This is a genomic window from Rhizobium sp. SG570 (genome assembly GCF_012275345.1).
Classification (GTDB): domain Bacteria; phylum Pseudomonadota; class Alphaproteobacteria; order Rhizobiales; family Rhizobiaceae; genus Rhizobium; species Rhizobium lusitanum.
Map to the genome: position 1 here is coordinate 1 of NZ_JAAZQI010000041.1, position 17,275 is coordinate 17,275.

12 protein-coding genes and 4 pseudogenes are annotated in these 17,275 nt (G+C 56.9%); 9 read left to right on the forward strand and 7 right to left on the reverse strand.

Features of this window, described 5'->3' with window-relative positions; translation table 11 throughout:
* From cydB to hemN, 3 genes are all read left to right on the forward strand, one after another.
* On the forward strand, window positions 1-782 hold a 782-nt coding region (gene cydB, locus FHT28_RS35245), incomplete at its 5' end, for a cytochrome d ubiquinol oxidase subunit II (RefSeq protein WP_168598847.1).
* 18 nt (window positions 783-800) lie between these two features.
* On the forward strand, window positions 801-914 hold the full coding sequence (gene cydX / locus FHT28_RS35250) for a cytochrome bd-I oxidase subunit CydX (RefSeq protein ID WP_112439958.1): 114 nt from the start codon (window positions 801-803) through the stop codon (window positions 912-914).
* A 77-nt stretch (window positions 915-991) separates the two neighbouring features.
* On the forward strand, window positions 992-2,338 hold the full coding sequence (gene hemN / locus FHT28_RS35255; protein WP_047561871.1) for an oxygen-independent coproporphyrinogen III oxidase: 1,347 nt from the start codon (window positions 992-994) through the stop codon (window positions 2,336-2,338).
* Between the two features lie 19 nt (window positions 2,339-2,357).
* Here the strand turns inward: hemN and FHT28_RS35260 are convergent, their stop codons facing one another.
* Together FHT28_RS35260 and FHT28_RS35265 are read right to left on the reverse strand one after the other, a co-directional pair.
* Window positions 2,358-4,277, reverse strand: coding sequence for a PAS domain-containing sensor histidine kinase (locus tag FHT28_RS35260; protein ID WP_047561853.1), 1,920 nt, complete (start codon window positions 4,275-4,277; stop codon window positions 2,358-2,360).
* A gap of 21 nt (window positions 4,278-4,298) precedes the next feature.
* Window positions 4,299-4,952, reverse strand: a complete 654-nt coding sequence (locus FHT28_RS35265) for a helix-turn-helix domain-containing protein (RefSeq protein ID WP_244655222.1) — start codon at window positions 4,950-4,952, stop codon at window positions 4,299-4,301.
* Between the two features lie 247 nt (window positions 4,953-5,199).
* On the opposite strand from FHT28_RS35265, the gene FHT28_RS35270 reads away from it, so the two are divergent.
* A complete protein-coding gene (locus FHT28_RS35270) occupies window positions 5,200-5,925 on the forward strand; it encodes a response regulator (protein WP_112439950.1) in 726 nt (241 codons plus the stop codon).
* A 27-nt stretch (window positions 5,926-5,952) separates the two neighbouring features.
* Here the strand turns inward: FHT28_RS35270 and FHT28_RS35275 are convergent, their stop codons facing one another.
* Both FHT28_RS35275 and FHT28_RS35280 read right to left on the reverse strand, forming a co-directional pair.
* Window positions 5,953-6,393, reverse strand: a complete 441-nt coding sequence (locus tag FHT28_RS35275) for a hypothetical protein (RefSeq protein ID WP_112439948.1) — start codon at window positions 6,391-6,393, stop codon at window positions 5,953-5,955.
* An 81-nt stretch (window positions 6,394-6,474) separates the two neighbouring features.
* Window positions 6,475-7,308 (reverse strand): universal stress protein, encoded by an 834-nt coding sequence (locus FHT28_RS35280; protein WP_112439946.1) that lies wholly within the window; start codon window positions 7,306-7,308, stop codon window positions 6,475-6,477.
* Between the two features lie 273 nt (window positions 7,309-7,581).
* Between FHT28_RS35280 and FHT28_RS35285 the strand changes: the two genes are divergently transcribed.
* Together FHT28_RS35285 and FHT28_RS35290 are read left to right on the forward strand one after the other, a co-directional pair.
* The gene (locus tag FHT28_RS35285) at window positions 7,582-8,766 is read left to right on the forward strand and encodes an acetate/propionate family kinase (protein ID WP_168598848.1); all 1,185 of its coding nucleotides are present in this window, start codon (window positions 7,582-7,584) and stop codon (window positions 8,764-8,766) included.
* A 70-nt stretch (window positions 8,767-8,836) separates the two neighbouring features.
* A complete protein-coding gene (locus FHT28_RS35290; protein WP_168598849.1) occupies window positions 8,837-11,251 on the forward strand; it encodes a phosphoketolase family protein in 2,415 nt (804 codons plus the stop codon).
* A 433-nt stretch (window positions 11,252-11,684) separates the two neighbouring features.
* On the opposite strand, the pseudogene FHT28_RS35300 reads toward FHT28_RS35290, so the two are convergent.
* Window positions 11,685-12,480, reverse strand: a pseudogene (locus FHT28_RS35300) (helix-turn-helix transcriptional regulator).
* 73 nt (window positions 12,481-12,553) lie between these two features.
* Here FHT28_RS35300 and FHT28_RS35305 point away from each other — a divergent pair.
* Window positions 12,554-13,054 (forward strand): annotated as a pseudogene (locus tag FHT28_RS35305) (NAD(P)H-binding protein); the annotation flags it as partial.
* A gap of 184 nt (window positions 13,055-13,238) precedes the next feature.
* Here the strand turns inward: FHT28_RS35305 and FHT28_RS35310 are convergent.
* Both FHT28_RS35310 and FHT28_RS35315 read right to left on the reverse strand, forming a co-directional pair.
* Window positions 13,239-14,183, reverse strand: coding sequence for an aminoglycoside phosphotransferase family protein (locus FHT28_RS35310; protein WP_168598850.1), 945 nt, complete (start codon window positions 14,181-14,183; stop codon window positions 13,239-13,241).
* Window positions 14,184-14,437: 254 nt separating this feature from the next.
* Entirely contained in the window at window positions 14,438-15,421 is a 984-nt protein-coding gene (locus FHT28_RS35315) for a phosphotransferase (protein WP_168598851.1), read from the reverse strand.
* Between the two features lie 148 nt (window positions 15,422-15,569).
* On the opposite strand from FHT28_RS35315, the pseudogene FHT28_RS35320 reads away from it, so the two are divergent.
* Both FHT28_RS35320 and FHT28_RS35325 read left to right on the forward strand, forming a co-directional pair.
* Window positions 15,570-16,450: pseudogene (locus tag FHT28_RS35320) on the forward strand (ornithine carbamoyltransferase).
* Window positions 16,451-16,931: 481 nt separating this feature from the next.
* A pseudogene (locus FHT28_RS35325) lies at window positions 16,932-17,189 on the forward strand (transposase); the annotation flags it as partial.
* Window positions 17,190-17,275 lie beyond the last annotated feature (86 nt).

The following is a 17,275-nucleotide window of genomic DNA, read 5'->3' on the forward strand; positions in this document are numbered from 1 at the left end:
ACTGGGCGCTGTTCATCGGCGGCTTCGTTCCCTCGCTGATCTTCGGCGTGGCGGTCGGCAATGTGCTGCAGGGCGTGCCCTTCCGCTTCGATGACAACATGCGCATCTACTATGAAGGGTCGTTCTTCGCACTTCTGAACCCTTATGCGCTGCTCTGCGGCCTTCTCTCGGTCGCCATGCTCACCATGCATGGCGCCGCGTGGCTGCAACTAAAGACGAGCGGCGATGTCGCAGAAAGAGCACGCCGTTACGGCAGTCTGGCAGCGCTCGTAACGATCGTGTTGTTTGCCCTTGGCGGCCTTGCTCTCTGGTATGGCGTCGACGGCTATAGCATCACCAGCCAGATCAATCCGATCGGTCCGTCCAATCCGCTCTTGAAGACTGTCGATCATAGTGCCGGTGCCTGGTTCGCAAATTACGGCAGCCATCCGTGGATGATGGCCTCTCCGATAATCGGCTTCATTGGTGCCGTCGCCGCCCTGCTTGCCATGCTGGCCCGCCGCGAACTTGCTCCACTGCTGTTCAGCAAGCTCGCCATCTTCGGCATCATCTCGACAGTCGGTGTCTCGATGTTTCCCTTCCTCCTGCCCTCTTCGCTCGATCCACGCTCCAGCCTCACGGTCTGGGACGCGTCGTCAAGCCATATGACGCTATTCGTCATGCTGGCCGCGACGCTGATCTTCCTGCCGATCATCCTTTTCTACACCACCTGGGTCTATCGGGTGCTGTGGGGCAAGGTCAACGAGAAGACGGTCAACGACAAGGGCGGTCACGCCTACTAACCTTCAAGGAGAATCCGCATGTGGTACTTCGCCTGGCTTCTCGGCTTTCCTCTGGCCGCCGCTTTCGCCGTTCTCAACGCTATGTGGTACGAACTCATCGACGATCAAGCGACGAACAACAAGCACGGATAGTGCGCACGCGGCCGGGCACGGTACCCGGCCGCGCGCCCACCAATCACTTCCCAGATCTATTGAAAGACGTTTTTCCCGTGCGCACCAGTTCGCTTATTCGTTACGCTCAACCCGTACCGCGCTACACCAGTTATCCCACGGCGCCGCATTTCCACGACGGCATTGACCATGTAAGCTACGCCAGATGGCTTGGCGAAACGGATCCGCACAAGCCCGTTTCGCTTTACCTGCATGTGCCCTTTTGCGACCGGCTCTGTTGGTTTTGTGGCTGCCATACCAAGCAGGTGCGGCGCTACGATCCCATCGCCGATTATCTGGACGCACTTGGGGCGGAGATAACACTCGCAGCGAAGGCCCTTCCGGGCCGGCGGCATGTGAGCGCTATCCATTTCGGTGGCGGCTCGCCCACCGTGATCGAGCCTGACGACATCGACAGTCTTCGTAGGAAACTCGATAGTGCTTTCGACATCGATCCTCATTGTGAGATCAGCGTCGAGATCGACCCACGCAATGCGAGGCCCGACAAACTCGAAGCCTGGCATCGTTTCGGCATGACGCGGGCGAGCCTTGGCGTTCAAGATTTCGATTCCGACGTTCAAAGGGCAATCAATCGGCTGCAAAGCTTCGAACAGACGCGCGCGGTCGTGGAAGCATTGCGCGACGTGGGCGTGGGCTCGATCAATCTCGATATTCTCTACGGCCTGCCGCTTCAAACGACGGAGACACTGCGTCGAACTATCGATCTTGCCGTGTCGATGCGGCCGAACCGTATTGCGCTCTTCGGCTATGCGCATGTTCCCTGGATGAAAAAACACCAGAGCCTCATCGATCAAAATACCCTTCCTGGTCTGGCCGAGCGATTGGACATGGCGAGCTTTGGTGCTGCTCAATTGGCGGAAGCCGGCTACATCCCGCTCGGTATCGATCATTTCGCCGACGAGAACGACAATCTTTCGGCGGCGGCGGCTACGGGAAAGATGCGACGCAACTTTCAGGGATACACGACGGACGAAGCTGAGACGCTGATCGGGCTCGGAGCATCTTCCATCGGAAACCTGCCGCAAGGCTACGTCCAGAATGCGGTCTCTGTTGGCGATTATATCCGCCGAGTCAGAGCCGGCGCGCTAGCGACCAGTCGCGGCTTTGCCCTTTCGCCCTCCGACCGGATCATAGGCAAACTGATTGAGAGCCTAATGTGTAATTTTTCCTTCTCCATCGCAGATCTGAGGCGAACCTTCGGAAGCCAGGTCGACCATTTGCAAATCGAAGCCGCAGCGATCACTGCCGAGGAGAAAGACATGATCGACTTTGACGGCGATCTATTCCTGGTGAAATCGGCAGCGCGACCCTTCGTTCGCACGATTGCTTCCCGCTTCGATCGCTATCTGCCGACCAACAAGGCGCGCCACAGCACCGCCGTTTGACGTCTTTGAAAGAAACAGATTAATCGAGAAGTTCACGCAGACGGACAGCAAGTTCGCGGGCGGTATAAGGCTTTTTCAACCAGCTGCCGGCTTCCGCTAATTCGCGACCGGCGATCGTGGGCTCGGCATACCCTGAAGTGAACAGGACTTTGATTTCGGGCCGCAATGTTCGGACCTTGTGTGCCAGTTCGTCACCAGCCATGCCGCCCGGCATCACGACATCGGTGAAGAGCAGAGCGATGTCCGGGTTCTCCTGAAAGAGCGCAAGTGCCTCGGTTCCATTGGTCGCCTCGATGACCCTGTAGCCGGCATCGAGAAGCCGGGAGACTGTGACGCGGCGAACGCGCTCGTCGTCTTCGACGACGAGGATGCGTTCGAAGCCTTTTGGAATATTGGGTTTCTTGTCCTCATCGACGCGATCCGGTTCGATTCCCGCTGGCGCCTTCTGCGCCGGCAGAAAGATGCGAATGCTCGTCCCTTGGTCGATCTCACTGTAGAGTTGGACGAGTCCTCCTGATTGCTTTGCAAAACCATAGACCATGCTGAGGCCAAGCCCGGTGCCGGCGCCCATTCCCTTTGTCGTAAAGAATGGCTCGAACGCTCGCTTCTTCGTCTCGCTCGACATACCAACGCCGGTATCGGTCACCGCGATCAGCACATATTCGCCGCTCCGGACTTCGGGATACATCCGCGCATAATCGGCATCGAGCCGAAGGCGTGAAATCTCGATCGTCAGGAGGCCACCGCGCGGCATCGCATCGCGCGCATTGATTGCCAGATTGAGAAGAGCATTCTGCAGTTGCGAGCCGTCAACAAGCGCTTCATTCACGGAACCGGTAACAACGGTTCGCAATTCGATCGCTTCCCCCAGCGTACGCCGCAATAGATCAGAGAAGCTGGATATGAACTTGCCGACATCCATAAGTTTCGGGTTGAGCGGCTGGCGGCGACCAAAGGCGAGGAGTTGAGCCGTGAGCTTCGCGCCATCCTCGGCTGCTGCTTGCGCCTCAGAGACCAGCGAGAGTAGCTTAGTATCCTGCAGCCTTGCTTCGATCATTTCCAGGTTGCCGCTGATGACGGTGAGCAGATTGTTGAAGTCGTGTGCGAGCCCGCCCGTCAATTGGCCGACGGCTTCCATCTTTTGCGACTGCCGCAGTTCTTCTTCGATCTTGTGACGGCTCGTCAGATCACGTACAAAGCCGGTAAAGATGCGCTTGCCATTGGTGATCGCCTCACCGACCGACAATTCCATTGGAAAGACCGTACCGTCTTTGCGTCGCCCGCTGACGACACGACCATAACCAATGATGCGCCGCTCGCCGGTCCTCAGATAGTGTGAGAGATAGCCGTCATGTGCCTCACGATCCGGTGAGGGCATCAGCATACGAACATTTTCGCCGTAGACTTCTTCGGCGGCGTATCCGAACAGTTTCTCCGCCGCGGCGCTGAAGGATGCAATCGATCCCGCTTCGTCAATGACGATCATTGATTCGGGCACCGTGGCAAGGATCGAGCGGAGGTGCGCTTCCCGCTCTGCCAGATCTGCCTGAATCTGCTTGAGGTCGCTTATGTCGTTGTTTGTCTGGACAATCACCTGCCGTGCCGGATCGACGGTGGACGCTGCAACCCACCGGCTGGTCACAACAATGGGCCTGCCGTCCTTATGGTGATGAATGAGTTCTCCCTGCCAGTCAGCCTCCTGAACGATCTTGTCGCGTATGGTATTGAGCGGTTCGGGGAAGATCGTTGACAGCAAGTCATGAACCACTCGGCCGATTGCTTCCTGTCGGGTCCACCCGTAAAGCCGCTCGCATCCCGTAGTCCATCTGCTGATGACGCCGTCGAACCCGTGAACCACAATATTTGCACTATCGAGAATCTGGGTGATCTCGTCCAATCTGCTTTCGGCGACCCGAAGTTGTGACGGCTGGTCGTTCATAGTTGTTCCATTTGCAATTCGTTAGTGGCGTCGCCGCGCATTGTCCAAGGAAATGACGGACGAACTACTGCCGTGGTATTCATCGCCCTCTCCTGCCAGATGTGCAAGTGTACTTACCTTTATAATGCAGACCGAATGGCGGCCCGCAGGACCGACGATACCCTTATTTGTCAGCTTCGTCATGGTCCTGGAGACTGTTTCGATCGTAAGGCCAAGATAATCGGCGATATCGAGGCGGGTCATCGGAAGATCGACGACGTTGCTCGAGCAGTCCTGCTCACGCTTACGCTGAAGCTGTTGCAGCAAGAAGCTGCAAAGCCGCTCTTCGGCATTCTTGCACGATAACAGCACCATTTGATCTTGCGCCGCCGCCATTTCGTCGCAAAGACGTGCAAGAAGCTGCGGCCTCAACTCTGGCGAGCCATTGACTGTTTCCTCGAAGGCCTTGCGGGAGAAGCGGCGCAGCCTGGTTGGCGTCACGGCTTCAGCGCTATAGAGATAATGGTTTCTGAGCGACACACCGACAAGGTCGCCTGGATACAGAAAACCGGTGATGACACGTCTGCCATCCGCCATGATCTTGAAAATACGCAAAACACCCTCGACCAGCTCAAAAAGGTGCTTTGCCTGGTCACCTTCAAAAAACAACGTTCTACCGGCATCGAGCTGTTCCATTGGTTGTTTCCAGAACAACGCCTGAAGACACGCGGGTTCTTTATCAAAAGCAACGACAACGTCGCTATAATTCAGAGCCTGTTCTGCGTGATTTGCCGACAACATGACGATCCCTCTCAAAAGTTGTTCTGATGCCGGGTAGATTGACGTGTTCCGAGTGACAGCCGAATGCCGCGCGTGTTAGAGATGGTGCAATTTTGTAACGGATTGTCACAGGGTCGAAGCCCCTTCAACTGGAACCTTTGCAATGGCCTCGGATCAACAGCGACGCGAACATGTTCTGGTCGTAGATGACGATGCGCGCATCCGACAGATGCTGACACGGTATTTCGGGGACGAGGGATATGTCGTAAGCGCGGTTTCGAACGGCTCAGAAATGCGAGCCAGCCTGAGGCAGCAGAATTTTGATATCATTCTGCTCGACTGGGTTCTTCCCGGCGGGGAAGACGGGCTGGATCTTGCTCGCGAAATTCGTGGACAGTCGGACGTTCCAATCATGATGCTGACGGGCCGCGATGATGTGGTCGACAGGATCGTCGGGATTGAGGTCGGAGCTGACGATTATATCGCCAAGCCCTTCCATCTTCGGGAAGTGCATGCTCGCCTGAAAGCTATCCTTCGCCGTCGCCAGCCGGCGATAAAAAGACCGGAGAGCGATGCGGGCGACGTCATCCGTTTCGAAGGCTGGCAGCTCGACATCAGCAAGCGCCAACTTCTGTCGGCGGACAGGAGCGAAATCGAATTGACCACAGGTGAATTCGATATACTGGTTGTATTTGCGCGCCACGCTGGACGAGTGCTCAACCGTGAGTTTCTGATGGAGCTGACGCGTGGCCGGAATCTGGAAGTCTACGACCGGACGATCGATGCTCAGATTGCGCGATTGCGCAAGAAAATCGAGACGGATCCCACACATCCACAGCTGATCAAATCGGTACGCGGTGTTGGCTACGTCTTCACCGGCAAGGTGTAAGCGCCCTGAGTTGCAGTAGAGGAAGGTTCAAGCATCTTTGTCGCCAGACAACATCATCAGGCCATGATCCAGCCGCTGGAACTGCTCCTCATCGTGCATTTGCTCCCAATTCCCTGCATTCTGGTTCCAGAATCGAATCTGCGCGCACCTCAGTTCCTTGGCTCGCGAACGAATGCTGGCAAACAGGGTTCTCGCAAGGCCACGTTCATCGGCAGCACTTGTGACGATCAGAAAGATGACATCAAGCAACGGACCGACGACGGGATGATCGCTGTGCCTATAGATGCTCAGGCCTTGAATATAGCCTCGAGGGTTGACCGCGACGAGGATTTCCTCGCGGCGGATGGCATCTGATGCCATCCGCTGCCACGCCACCATACCAACGGTTGGGACTGCAGCCTGGATGAGAGGATAGGCCCGCACAATCTGATCCGGCCGCAGCGCGGCAATAACATAGATGCCAGCCATCCCTCTCCCCCTTCTAAGTCCCTTCTAAGAATGAAAGCAAGCGGCCACGCCATATCGAAGCGACCGCACAACGATTGGATGTCAACGTGTCATCATCAGGGGAACAGCTGTCTGTTCCAGCATGGAGCGCGTTACCCCTCCAAAAATCCACTCACGCACGCGTGAATGTCCGTAGGCACCCATGACGATTAGATCGGCGCCGATATCTGTCGCATGCTGTCGCAGGACGTCGGCGACGGCTCGGCCACCGCTAGCTAAAACATTGACTGATACCCGAACTCCATGCCGCGCCAGGAAAGCAGCGACATCCGCGCCCGGTTCTTCGCCGCTACTGTGGGTCGATGCATGGGGATCGACAATCGCAACGCTCACATTGTCGGCTGCGGTCAGCTGCTCCATCGCAGCGCGGACGGCCTGACTTGCTTCGTTACGCGAATCCCAGGCAATCAACACCGTTTTTGGGCGCAGTGAGGCCGCGTGTCCTTTGGGTACGACGAGGATCGGGGCCGGCGACTGAAACAGTGCGCCGTTCAAAATTTCGCGCCTCATATCGTCCTGGGCCAGAAGGCCGCCGCCGATCAAAGTCAGATCGACATAACGCGCCCGTTCTCCGATTTCATTTTCCGCCCACCCGTATTCCGTAAAGATACTGGCCACATCAAACGAAATGTCGTCCGATTGCAGTATCGTCTTGGCAGCAGCCACCTTTAGGCTGAGCTGTTCCGTCTCGCGCTCTCGCTCCTCGATCCAGGCTGTCGAGGTCACTTCGCCGTAGCCGCCGATCGGTGGAGCAGCAAGTGCTGTCACCAGCACCGAGAGATGCGCCTTCGACTCCCGGCACAATTCGATCGCGGAGTGTAGATCGTCGTCGTTTTGATTGACGCCGATGATACTCAAAATGGTCTTGGCTTGCATGGTCACACCTCCTGTTTGAACTTGTTGGATTGGTGTGAGTTTAAGCAACAGAACGAAGTCCGCGTTGATCTTGGTCAAGATTGAAGATCAAGGAGAAATCGCGAGCATTGAACAGCTTGATTTGGGTCAAAGCCAATGACCTCGTCCTGCCGTAGAGACGATCCTGATCCTCAGGCGACACACTCCAGGCAAAGCCGGTCGAGATGTTCCGCCACAGCTGATCATTTCCAGCATTTCGTGGGAAACGCTGGCTCCTGAACCGAAGGAAACATCATGCCGGATACCAACCTGCTTCTCACATTCAATACAGGCTCTTCATCACTGAAGATCGGTCTGTTTGAGTGGGATGCGCACGGCGCGCGTCGTATCGGCAAGGGCCTGGTGGATTTCAGCAGAAGGCCCCTCACCTTTCATCTGACTGAAGGACCTGCCGTCTTTGACCTTCGCCTGCACGCCGAAGGAGGTGAAGATCTGCGCGATGTCATTGCAGAAGCATTCGAAGTACTTGGCATGCATTTCGATATGGCAGCGGTGCGCGCCGTGGGTCACCGCGTGGTTCACGGTGGAGATCAGTTCACAGGACCTGTTCGTCTCGACGAAGGCAACATCGGCGAACTGGATAAGCTGGTCGCCCTTGCCCCTTTGCATCAACCACAGGCACTCCGTGTGATCCGCGCTGTCAAACATCTGCGACCGACGCTCGTCCAGACCGCGTCCTTCGATACGGCCTTTCATGCAACCCAAAGTGATCTTGTGCGCCGATTTGCTCTGCCGCGAGCCCTACACGATCAGGGGATCAAACGTTATGGTTTTCATGGTCTCTCCTACGCGTTCATTGCAGGGGAGTTACGCCGGCGCGTTCCGGATGTTGCTGCCCGCAAGGTGATCGTTGCCCATCTCGGCAACGGTGCCAGCCTCTGCGCCCTCGATGGCGGTGAAAGCCGCGATTGCAGCATGGGGTTTTCAACGCTCGACGGCATACCGATGGCAACGCGTTGCGGCGCACTCGATCCCGGCGTGTTGCTCCATCTTCTTGGGCCGAAAGCCAGGACCCTGCGGAATCTAGAGGACATGCTCTATCATCGCTCCGGTCTGCTCGGCGTATCGAGCATCAGCGGTGATACGCGCGATCTGCTGAAAGACGAGCGTCCTGAGGCGCGAGAAGCGATTGATCTGTTTTCCTTGCGGATTGCTGGCGAAATCGGCCGCATGACGGCAACGCTTGGCGGCCTGGACGGCATCGTTTTCACCGCCGGGATCGGCGAGCATCAGCCGGAAATCCGTGCCGCGATCTGCGACCGCCTGCGATGGTTGGGCGTCGCCCTCGACGGCGAAGCGAATACCACCAGCGCGTCCGTCATCAGCACTTCGGCAAGCTCTGTCGCGACCTTCGTCATCGCAACGGACGAGGAGCAGATCATCGCCAATGAAGCCCTCTCGGTTCTGGCAAGCAAATGATCCAGATCAACAGCCCATCGCGCCGTTCACGGTAGCCTAACGAACGACCATATCGAATTGGAGCAACCACATGGAAAACCAGCCAGCCGCGACTTTTACACATCCGCTCGCCGCCGCCGAACTCAACCTCATCGACCGCTATTGGCGTGCGGCCAATTACCTCTCGGTCGGCCAGATCTACCTGCTCGACAATCCGTTGCTGCGCGAACCGCTGACGGTCGAGCATATCAAGCCGCGCCTGCTTGGCCACTGGGGCACGACCCCAGGGCTCAACTTCATCTACGCCCATCTCAATCGGGTCATCCGAAATCGCGATCTTAATATCATCTATATTTGCGGCCCCGGGCATGGCGGCCCCGGCATGGTCGCCAACACCTATCTCGAAGGCACCTACAGCGAGATCTACCCGGATATTTCGACGGATACGGACGGCATGCGCAAGCTGTTCCGTCAGTTCTCCTTTCCCGGCGGCATTCCGAGTCATGCGGCGCCTGAAACACCGGGATCGATCCATGAGGGCGGCGAACTCGGCTATGCGCTGGTACATGCCTATGGCGCCGTCTTCGACAATCCCGATCTGATCGCCGCCTGTGTCGTCGGTGATGGCGAAGCGGAAACCGGTCCGCTTGCCGCAAGCTGGCACTCCAACAAGTTTCTCAACCCGGCCCGCGACGGCGCGGTGCTGCCGATCCTGCATCTCAATGGCTACAAGATCGCCAATCCGACCATCCTTGGCCGCGACACAGACGAGGATCTGCGTCATCTCTTCATCGGCTACGGCTACGAACCCTTCTTCGTCGAAGGTTCCGATCCGCACCAGATGCATCAGGCGATGGCTGCGACCTTCGAACAGGTTTTCGACCGCATCCGCGCCATCCAGGCCGAAGCGCGCACCGGCGCTCCGGGCAATTTCTGCCCGCGCTGGCCGATGATCGTGCTCAGAAGCCCGAAGGGCTGGACAGGACCGAAGGAAGTCGACGGCAAGAAGGTCGAGGGTTTCTGGCGGGCGCATCAGGTGCCGGTTTCCAATTGCCGCGAGAACCCCAGCCATCGAAAGATCCTGGAAGATTGGATGCGCAGCTACGACCCTGAGGATTTGTTCGACACCGACGGGCGCTTGAAAGAGGAATTACGTGCGCTGGCACCGGCAGGTGAACGCCGCATGGGTGCCAATCCTCATGCCAATGGCGGCTTGCTGCGCCGTGAGCTCGTCGTACCCGATATTCGCGACTATGGGGTTGCCGTCTCGGAGCGAGGCAGAACAATGGCTCAATCGACAGAGATTCTCGGGCGTTATCTGCGCGATATCCTCACCCTCAATGCCGATCACGCCAATTTCCGCATCTTTGGTCCAGACGAAACCGAATCCAACCGCCTCGGCAGCGTCTTTGAAGTGACAGACCGTGTGTGGATGGAGGAGATAAAGCCCTATGACGTCAGTCTTGCCCGAGACGGCCGGGTCATGGAAGTACTCAGCGAACATCTATGCCAGGGATGGCTCGAAGGCTATCTGCTGACCGGCCGCCATGGTCTGTTCTCCTGCTATGAAGCCTTCATTCACATCGTTGATTCGATGTTCAACCAGCACGCCAAATGGCTGAAAGTGTCGCGCGAACTGCCATGGCGAAAGCCGGTTTCCTCGCTGAACTACCTTTTGACCTCGCATGTCTGGCGACAGGACCATAATGGCTTCAGCCATCAGGATCCGGGGTTCATCGATGTTGTTGCCAACAAGAGAGCCGACACAGTGCGCATCTACCTGCCGCCGGATGCCAATACGCTGCTATGGACCGGCGACCATTGCCTGAAAACCTACGACCGCATCAATGTCATCGTCGCCGGCAAACAACCGGAGCTGCAATGGCTGTCGATGGATGAAGCGGTCAAGCATTGCGAAGCCGGCATCGGCATTTGGGATTGGGCCAGCAACGAACAGAGCGCGGTCGAACCGGATGTCGTCATGGCCTGCGCAGGCGATGTCCCTACCATGGAGACGCTTGCTGCCGTCGATCTTCTCCGCCAGAATATTCCCGAGCTGTCGATCCGCGTTGTCAACGTAGTCGACCTGATGGCGCTGCAATCGAAGCAGCAGCATCCGCATGGTCTCGCCGATGAGGTCTTCGACGGCTTGTTCACACCGGATAGGCCGGTCATCTTCGCCTATCACGGCTATCCCTACTTGATCCATCGCCTGACCTACCGGCGCACCAACCACCGTAACTTCCATGTCCGCGGCTTCATCGAGGAAGGTACGACGACGACCCCCTTTGACATGACCGTTCTCAACGAGCTCGATCGCTTTCATCTGGCCATCGAAGCGATCGAGCGCGTACCGGGTCTCAAGGAAAAGGCACAGGATGTGATCAAGCTTTTCCGCGACAAGCTCGAAGAACACGGTCGCTACATTCGCCAATACGGTGAGGACATGCCGGAAATCAGCAATTGGAAATGGCCCTATAACGGCGATGGGGACCGGTTGTCGTGAAGTGATGCCTTTTAGCAGGGGACCGGCGCGGGCACCGGAGACCTTCTCGCGGTAGACACCGGCAATGTAGTTGCCCGCCGACCGCGTGCCGTGCTCGATCTCAGCCTGGCGGGTAAGGTCCTGTTCGTCAGAGCTGACCCGAAGATAGATGCGGGCAACCTTCATGGTTAGGAGGGGCCAGGATGGCTATACCGAACTTTGCCAACCCTAGAAGCCATGGTCACGAATGGCAAAGCCGATGTAAATTGGCTAGGTCCAAAATGCCCGTCAAATTTTGCCATCAGCCGCCCGCCCAGAACGGGGCACATGATCGGCTGCTGTCTATGGCGAAGAGAGCGGTAATGACCCGATCTGCCTTGGCGGCGGTTGCTGCGATCATACACTTGTCTGTTTCGGGTCGTGATGCGCTTCGCCCAGGTCGCAACGCGACCGGTCAGGTTGAGAAGTAGCGCGTTGGTGTTGTCCCGAGCGCGTTCTTGAACATCAAGATGAAGGCGGTGGCAGACTCGTACCCAAGGTCGCTCGACACCCTCTGGACCGTCGCGCCGCTGGCGAGTTCGCGCAGCGCGATCACCAGGTGCAATTGCCGCCGCCACCGGCCAAATGTCAGTCTGGTTTCCTGAACCATCAGCCGCTTCAAGGATCGCTCGCTCATGGCGACGTGGGCAGCCCATTCCCCAAGGGTGCGGCGGTCGCTCGGCTCCGCCGTCAGCGCTGCGGCGATCATGGCGATCTTGGGGTGGCTGGACACGGGTAGCTCCAGCCCCTGTTTTGGCATGAGCGCCAGTTCGTCTAGCAAGACCCGCGCGAGGCGGCCAACGTGGTCATCCGGACCATAGCTGCCCGGTACATCTGCCAGGCGGAGGATCATTTCGCGGAGCATCGGCGATACGGACAGCGTGCAGCATTCCAGCGGCAGCGCCGGGTTCGACGAACAGATAGGACAGGCGGGCGTTGGCCGTGACCTGATTGCTGTGCGGCACGCTGCCCGGGATCCAGACCCCGCAGTTCGGAGGGACAATCCAGAGGCCGTTTGCGGACGTGCAGGTGACGGCTCCGTGCAAGGCCAGGATAAGCTGGCCCTGCCGGTGCTGGTGCTGCGGCACCTCTGCTTCGTATTCGCTAAAGTCGAGATCGACGGCGACCGCCGGGCGGTCCGAACGGTTGCAATCGAAGTCGGCGATGCAGGGGCGCAGCTTCTGCGCAGATTGGCCGGATTTGGAGATCATATGGCATTATATCTAAATTCGCGTGCATCGCAATCCGCTACAAGACGTCATCAACAACGTGATGGTGACTATGATGCGAATTGCTGTCGTCGGCGCAACCGGTAGGATCGGCGCCAAGCTCACTCGGACTCTGCTGAGCGCAGGGCATCAGGTAAAGGCCCTTTCAAGGGGAGGTCCAGCCCTCGACGCATTGGTCAAGATCGGGGCAGAGCCAGTTATTGGAAGCTTTGACACAGGTGCCGGAGAACTCGACACGTTCTTTCATGATGCTGATGCCGCATTCCTGATGGTCAAGACCGACTGGAACAATATTCATGAGCACTATCCGGTGGTTGCCCAGCGCTTTGTGGATGCGCTTAGCCAGTCTCCAGTCAAGCTGGCTGTCAGTTTGTCGGCTTTGGGGTCGGACGTGAATGGGAAGACCGGCCATTCGGAGTGCTTCTACATCCTCGATGAAAAGCTGAATGAACTCAGCAATATCAACCTGGTGCATTTGCGGGCGGCCTGGTTCATGGAGAATACGGCGGCCTGGACGGAGTCAGTCGCAAGATATGGCCGGATCGCCTGGTTCCTAAGGGACCTACAGGTAATTTCCGCTAGGGAGTGTGAGGAGCAGATCCAGCGTATGTCCGCCTCAGCCGAACCCGAGCTTACGCGGCGATATCTCAACTGAGCCTTGCATGACAGGTCAAGGGTTGAGGCATCGCCCTTTTTGATAACCGTACAATAACCCATGGCACACTGTGCAGCGGCCAGGTCTACCGAATTTTCAAAAGGAACCGGCGCAGAGCTTCGCCAATATAGCCACGGTAAGGCTCAAACTCCTGCGTGGTTGTCATTCTGACTACGCGCCTGAAATTGAAGGCAAATTCTATGGGGCGGAGAACCCGAGCAATTTCGAAAACGTGCTCTTGTCGTTCCAAGCTTTCGAGATCAAGCCAGACATCGAAATAGGCGTGCTTGAGGCCATTATAGACCGGCGAACCGAGATCAATTCCATGATTTCGCGCGGCGCTATCCAGGAAACCAACCAAGGAGAAGAATGGATGGGTAGTGACCGCATCGCCCCAGTCATTGATAAGGAAGCCCTGTATGTTGGAGAGGACGTTGTTGTCGTGAAAATCGCAATGTTCAAGCGTTTCCGGAATTTTGAATTCAGCCAAGGCGCGGCATAGTCGGCGAACGTCGTCTCCGCTCCGTTGTAACTGCTTGATCTCGGTAGTTTCCAGACCCTCACGCCCCAGCAGCTCTTCGTCATGAACCAGCTCATCATAAATATTGGGCAAGATAGCCATGCGCCAGTCGTCAATTCCCAACGCAAGAAGCGCATCTACATTAGAAGACATGACGCTCTGAATGCGGGCATATTGGCCGAGGATCATGCCGACGAGTTGCTGATCATAGGCTTCTTTGAGCTTGCCACGCAGTGGCTCACCGCCATCAGGCATAAGGAATGCGTCAATGGCCTGGTTTCGGGCAAGGACCGGGAGAATGGCGGTTGGGAAGCGTTCGGCCAGATGCGCCATCAGCGCCGCCTCGCATGCATAAGCTGGCGCACTCCATTTCAGGTAGATGTTTCCCCGACTGGTGGCGAAACGGTAGATCTTTGACCATGGCACGGCACGGATAAGTTCCGGCCCGTTAAATACCTTATAGTTATGAGCCGTGAGCCAGCCTTCCGCCCAACTAATCACTGCATCCATGGCGCTATTGTGCTCCTGAGGCCGCCACTGGTCGGCGTGCACGACGGTCAAAGTTCGATATCGCGCCCGACGCCGACGCAGTAAGGAATATCTGCCGACCCACCTCACTCTCGACAGCATGCACAGTCGATCTCACAGCCGCAAGGACTCCATCTTTGATTTGAACAGACATCCCCGACAAGGCAGGATCGTAAGATACGATAAGAGTTTTCTATACGGCTTTCGATTTGAGCGTCCATCATGTGCCCAGCATCTTAAAGCAGACGATCAACGAATTGCTCGGTCTCCCAGGTTTTGAGAAAATTCGCTTCGGTCGCAACCCAACCAACAGCGTTGCTTCCCCACTCCTGTGCGCGGCTTGCATACTCGCCCATTAGCCAAAAGTGGCGGACGATCACAAACCAATGCGCTGCCTCGAAGTCGTCTGGACTGATCGCTCGCAGTGCTCGATACCCCTCGATAAAGGCATCCCACATGGGGGTTAACTTCCGACCAAAAGATACCTTCGCCCAAAGGAACACCGACAAATCGTAAGCGAGGTATCCCGGACCTCCGTCATCAAAGTCGAAAAACACGGCTTCGCCAGCGTCATTGATGCGTGAATTGAAGCCGTGGCAGTCTCCATGACAATAAGTCCACGATAGATTGGGGAACGCTTCTATCGCTTTACCGGTCCGAGCAGCGATGCTTTCGAGATCGCTGCGGACTTCAAGGTCCTCAACAATTCCACTGTCGAATATTCGTGCCAGGGGCCGGTGCAGCAAGTGTTCGAGGTCAAGCCGATAGACCGCTCCGTGAGATGAGAATGTCTCGGCGGCATTGTGCATCAGCGCAAGGGTCTTTCCGTTGGCCCAAGCATCGCGAGCGCCCGTCGCTTGCGGCTCTCGACCATCTAGCGCCTGGAAGAGCACTCCCTCACGCCAGCCCTCTGGCGCATATCCCCCGGCGAACAAGGTGCCATCGCGTGTCGGAATGGGCGCGGCTACCGGAACTCCTGATTGCGAAAGATGAGCCAGGAAATCTGTTTCGGCTTTTACGTCAGCAGGACCACGCGCACGACGGTGGGAAAGGCGAAATACATAGCGCTCGCCGTTACTCCCCGCGACCAGATAAACATCATTCAAACCGCGCTGAAGCATTCGGCAGGAAATCGGGCCCGGAATCACATAGTTCTTATCGATGAATTTCTCGACTGCCTCGATCTGAGGGGTCGAATATCGCGGTTCAAAATCGAGCATAGTCGATGTTCCATTGACGAAGCCGTGAGAGACCGTTCTGGTCTGTTGCAGTCGATTTTTACAGCGTTGCAGAATAGGGAATTCTGAGAAGGCCGCAATGACCACACCAGCGAGTTGTGGCGGGTCGCATATGCCTTGGGAGATGACAATGTCTACCGACATCAAGAAGGACTTCCTTGAATTCCATGGCTTCCCGACGGACGTCATCCTATCGATCATCGACCGAGCCCAATTCCTGGCCGCAGCATGGGCCGACCGCGCCATGCCCCAAAGCCTGTCCGGGAAGCGCTTTGCCCTCATCAACGACGACAGTGGTTGGCGGAACACGACCGCCTTCGACTTGGGCATACAGGCCATGGGCGGCATATGCGTGAAGTCACCGGTCGGTCTCAATCTGAATGAAGAACCAGCCGATTTGGCGCAGTATCTCGATAACTGGTTCGATGTCCTTGTGATCCGCACCAAGGAGCTATCGGTGCTGAAGGATCTGGCATCAAGCGCCCTGGCTCCGGTAATCAATGCCCGCACGAAATCTAACCATCCCTGCGAGACGCTGGGTGATCTCGCCTACATCCAAAGCAAGCGGGGCACCCTGGAAGGCCTGAAAGTCGCGGTCGTCGCTCCCGACGCGAATATCCTTCGGTCTTGGGTCGAGGCTTCCATCTCCCTGCCGATCCAGGTCACACAAATATATCGGGAGCCTTGGCATGTCCACGAGACCTCGCTGATGAACTCCAATTTCACCGCGAGCAGCGATCTCCAAGAAATATCGGACGCGGATGTCATCATCACAGATTGCTGGCCGAGCGGAGCAAGCGAAAGTTTGCTGCTCGAATATCAAATATCGGGGTCACTTCTTGAGGGATGCCGTCGGGATGCAATCTTCCTGCCCTGCCCTCCGGTCGCAAGAGGTCGGGAAGTGTCCGCAGACGCAATGAGCCACGCAGCCTGCAGAGCAATGTCGCGAAGGCATACCTCCTGCACGCACAGAATGCTTTGCTGGAATGGGTTGCGTCCCGGCTACCCTGACGCCACCTGGCAACAACCCGCGAAGTCGAGATTAATTCGCCTTTTACGCGAACCGTATATCGGTGGATCGTGCAAACTCTTGATCCCGAAGTGACGAATGCTCGTTTCCAAAAAATCGCATCTAAGAGTACTCGCAGCGGCACTTGCGGCAATTTTCCTTTGCGCTTCGCATGCTGGCGCGACCAACACGCCATGCAGCGGAAAGAAGGGCGGCATCGATCATTGCCAAGGATCGACCTTCGTCTGTCGGGATGGATCGGTCAGCGCGAGCAAGAAGTCCTGTAATATGGAAACGGGCGCTGTGGGGCTTTTGGGGTCACCTACCGGTGACATGGAGCCAACGACCTCAAACAGTTGTTCCTGTCGAGATGGGTCGTATTGCACCGGTCCGCGCGGCGGCCGCTATTGCATTACGGATGACCTTGCCCCGTTGAAATAATCCATTTTGAAGTAAGCTCTGGCCCATCGAGAGGACCAGAGAATGAAGCGCAACCGCTTTACGGACGAACAGATTATCGGCATTCTGAAGGAGCACGAGGCGGGCACGCCGGTCTCGGAGCTTTGCCGCAAGCACGGCGTCAGCGATGCCAGCATCTATAAATGGAAAGCGAAGTTCGGCGGCATGGAAGTGTCGGAAGCCAAGCGGCTGAAGACGCTGGAGGACGAGAACACGAAGCTGAAACGGCTCCTGGCAGACGCCATGCTCGACAATGCCGCTTTGAAAGACCTTTTGGGAAAGAATGTATGGTCCGCCCCGTCCTTGCAAGGGTTCGCGACATCGCAAATGACGATTCCAGTTGCATAAATGTATCCGGCCTCTCGCGA